The organism is Rhodococcus sp. (in: high G+C Gram-positive bacteria) (assembly GCF_049591685.1).
GTDB lineage: Bacteria > Actinomycetota > Actinomycetes > Mycobacteriales > Mycobacteriaceae > Rhodococcoides.
On record NZ_JBAWFH010000213.1, the window covers coordinates 1 to 2,720 of the forward strand.

At 64.0% G+C, this 2,720-nt stretch carries 4 protein-coding genes and 1 pseudogene; 3 read left to right on the forward strand and 2 right to left on the reverse strand.

Annotated features, from left to right (window positions below; translation table 11 throughout):
- Positions 1-197, forward strand: a pseudogene (locus WBQ44_RS09160) (MBL fold metallo-hydrolase); the annotation flags it as partial.
- A 7-nt stretch (positions 198-204) separates the two neighbouring features.
- Here the strand turns inward: WBQ44_RS09160 and WBQ44_RS09165 are convergent.
- Both WBQ44_RS09165 and WBQ44_RS09170 read right to left on the reverse strand, forming a co-directional pair.
- Positions 205-879, reverse strand: coding sequence for a Crp/Fnr family transcriptional regulator (locus tag WBQ44_RS09165; RefSeq protein WP_019662947.1), 675 nt, complete (start codon positions 877-879; stop codon positions 205-207).
- Positions 880-1,119: 240 nt separating this feature from the next.
- On the reverse strand, positions 1,120-1,371 hold the full coding sequence (locus WBQ44_RS09170; RefSeq protein WP_495566391.1) for a hypothetical protein: 252 nt from the start codon (positions 1,369-1,371) through the stop codon (positions 1,120-1,122).
- A 161-nt stretch (positions 1,372-1,532) separates the two neighbouring features.
- On the opposite strand from WBQ44_RS09170, the gene nth reads away from it, so the two are divergent.
- Complete coding sequence (nth, locus tag WBQ44_RS09175; RefSeq protein WP_495566393.1) at positions 1,533-2,285, forward strand: endonuclease III; 753 nt, start codon at positions 1,533-1,535, stop codon at positions 2,283-2,285.
- A partial coding sequence (locus tag WBQ44_RS09180) for a TlpA family protein disulfide reductase (protein WP_495566392.1) occupies positions 2,282-2,720 on the forward strand: 439 nt, incomplete at its 3' end. The genes nth and WBQ44_RS09180, both read left to right, overlap by 4 nt.

Here is a 2,720-nt window from a genome sequence, read left to right on the forward strand (position 1 = left end):
CCGCCGAGGTCACGCGTTTCTACCGTTCGCATCGGCTCGAGCGCCTGGCTCAGGTGAAGGCCGCTCTGAGCAACCTCGGCCAGGACGCCAAGCCGATGCAGGTGGTCAGGCACGTCTACTCGGACATTGACAAGAAGCTGTGGCCGGCTGCACGCATGTCCGTCAAGACGCAGCTGACCTACCTGCGGGAGAACTGAGCCGGAACTAGCGGGCGCGTCGGGCCAGGCGCTCGGAGTCCGAGATCAGAACGCTCTTGCCTTCGAGGCGCAACCAACCGCGGTGAGCGAAGTCGGCGAGAGCCTTGTTGACGGTTTCGCGCGACGCACCCACGAGCTGGGCGATCTCTTCCTGAGTCAGGTCGTGCGTGACGCGCAGCGACCCTGCTTCCTGGGTGCCGAAGCGCTGCGCGAGCTGCAGCAGTGCCTTGGCGACACGTCCGGGGACGTCGGTGAAGATGAGGTCCGCGAGGTTGTTGTTGGTGCGACGCAGGCGACGGGCCAGAACACGAAGAAGCTGCTCCGCGATCTCGGGGCGCTGATCGATCCAGGCCTTGAGGGCGTCGCGATCCATGCTGACGGCACGCACTTCGGTGACCGTGGTGGCGGTGGACGTGCGGGGGCCCGGGTCGAAGATAGACAGTTCACCGAACATGTCCGACGGACCCATGATGGTCAGCAGGTTTTCGCGGCCGTCGGGGGAGCGGCGACCGAGCTTGATCTTGCCGGAGACGATGATGTAGAGCCGATCGCCTGGTTCGCCCTCGTTGAAGACCACATGGCCTCGGGGAAAATCTACCGGCTGCAGCTGCTTCGTCAGCGCTGCTACCGCAGACGGCTCGACTCCTTGGAAGATGCCGGCTCGTGCCAGGACGTCGTCCACTTGCGCTCCTTTTGGGATGTCGCCGGCGCAGTCACCTGCGTCGACGAAAGGTGTATCTCGCGGCGTGAACCGAGAGCCTCGCGACTCCCGGATCACGTCTTTGATCGAAACATGACAATAATCTCGGTGAAGTCTACTTCGCCGAGGTGGATTATGAGTGATCGGCGCCACCGAACGCCGTGAAGGAAAATTACGTAAGTGTGAGTTCACCTGGAATTAACCCGAAACCGGGCAAAATCGTCAGCTCGCGCGTTGGTCGGCCAGATCGCGAGGCGCCGGGGCGCGGCCCTTTCGGTTGTTGAACCGCTCCAGGGCGTTCGGCATACCTTCCTTTGCCAGGGTTGCGACCTCGGCCTTGCTGGCCTGATCGAGGAACTCCTGCACTTCTTGTTCGCGGACACCCAGCTTGCTCAGGCGGAACTCCACGCGCTCCATGGCGAGGGCGAACAACATCAGGAGCACAGGGAAGAGCACTACGGCGAGTCCTTGCATACCGAGCAGTAAACACCGAAAAGGTCTCGATAAGAACACAGGGCCGATTCGTTGCCGAAGCTTGTCCGTACAGTTGTGGAGTGAAATCGACCGTCCCGTCACCGCTCCGAGCGCGTGCCCGCGAGGAGACGAAACTGGGGCTCACGCGGCGGGCCAGGCGAATGAATCGCGAGCTTGCGCGGGCCTTTCCACACGTCTACTGCGAGCTCGATTTCACGACTCCGCTGGAACTGGCCGTGGCGACCATCCTGTCGGCTCAATGCACCGACAAACGCGTCAACATGGTGACTCCCGCGCTGTTCGTGAGATATCGCACTGCCAAGGACTATGCCGAAGCGGACCGTACCGAACTCGAGGAGTACATCCGCACCACCGGCTTCTACCGAAACAAAGCCAACTCGCTGATCGGACTCGGCGCCGCCCTCCTCGAACGATTCGACGGAGAAGTCCCCGGGAATCTGAAGGACCTGGTGACGCTTCCCGGCATCGGCCGCAAGACGGCCAACGTCGTCCTGGGAAATGCCTTCGACGTTCCCGGCATCACCGTCGACACCCACTTCGGCCGCCTCGTCCGCCGATGGCAGTGGACCGAGGAAGAAGACCCCGTCAAGGTCGAACACGCCATCGGCGCACTCATCGAGCGCAAGGAATGGACGCTGCTGTCCCATCGCGTCATCTTCCACGGCCGTCGGGTGTGTCACGCCCGCACGCCTGCCTGCGGGGTCTGCGTTCTGGCGAAGGACTGTCCGTCGTACGGACTGGGTCCGACGGACAAGGTCGCTGCCGCGGCTCTGGTGAAAGGTCCCGAGACCGAGCACCTCCTCGCACTGGCGGGAGTGGAGCCTGCGGAACGACCCGGGTCTACGGGAGTGGAGCCTGCGGAACGACCCGGGTATGCGGGAAGCGCACAGTGAGCTCTGCTGCTCGGTGGTCGCTGGCGGCTCTTCTCCTGGTCGGTGCGCTGGTGTACGCAATCTGGCCCCGCGGCGACGAACCGGTATCGGACACCGCGTTGCCGGGTCAGGGTGTTCCCGGGCAGGGGGCGCCGATTGCAGAGGAACGTCGTGCGGCCGACACCGCTGACGCGTTGGCGCCTCTTCGTGAGCGCGCGCAGTTGGCGGCGTGCCCGACTTCGGATGCTGGTGGGCCGTCTGGTGGGCAATCAAGTGGGCCGGCGAGTGGGCCACTGTCGGGGATCGTGCTGGAGTGCATCGGTGACGGCAGCCTCGTCGACGTGGCTCAGGCGCTGGCCGGTCGTCCTGCCCTGATCAATCTGTGGGCGTACTGGTGTGGGCCGTGCGCCGAGGAGTTGCCGTACTTGCAGCAGTACAGCGAACAGATGGACGGCC

Excerpts from the sequence above, each read along its gene's own strand:
- nth (WP_495566393.1), top strand. The coding sequence starts at position 1,533 with ATGAATCGCGAGCTTGCGCGGGCCTTTCCACACGTCTACTGCGAGCTC.
- WBQ44_RS09170 (WP_495566391.1), bottom strand. The coding sequence starts at position 1,371 with ATGCAAGGACTCGCCGTAGTGCTCTTCCCTGTGCTCCTGATGTTGTTC.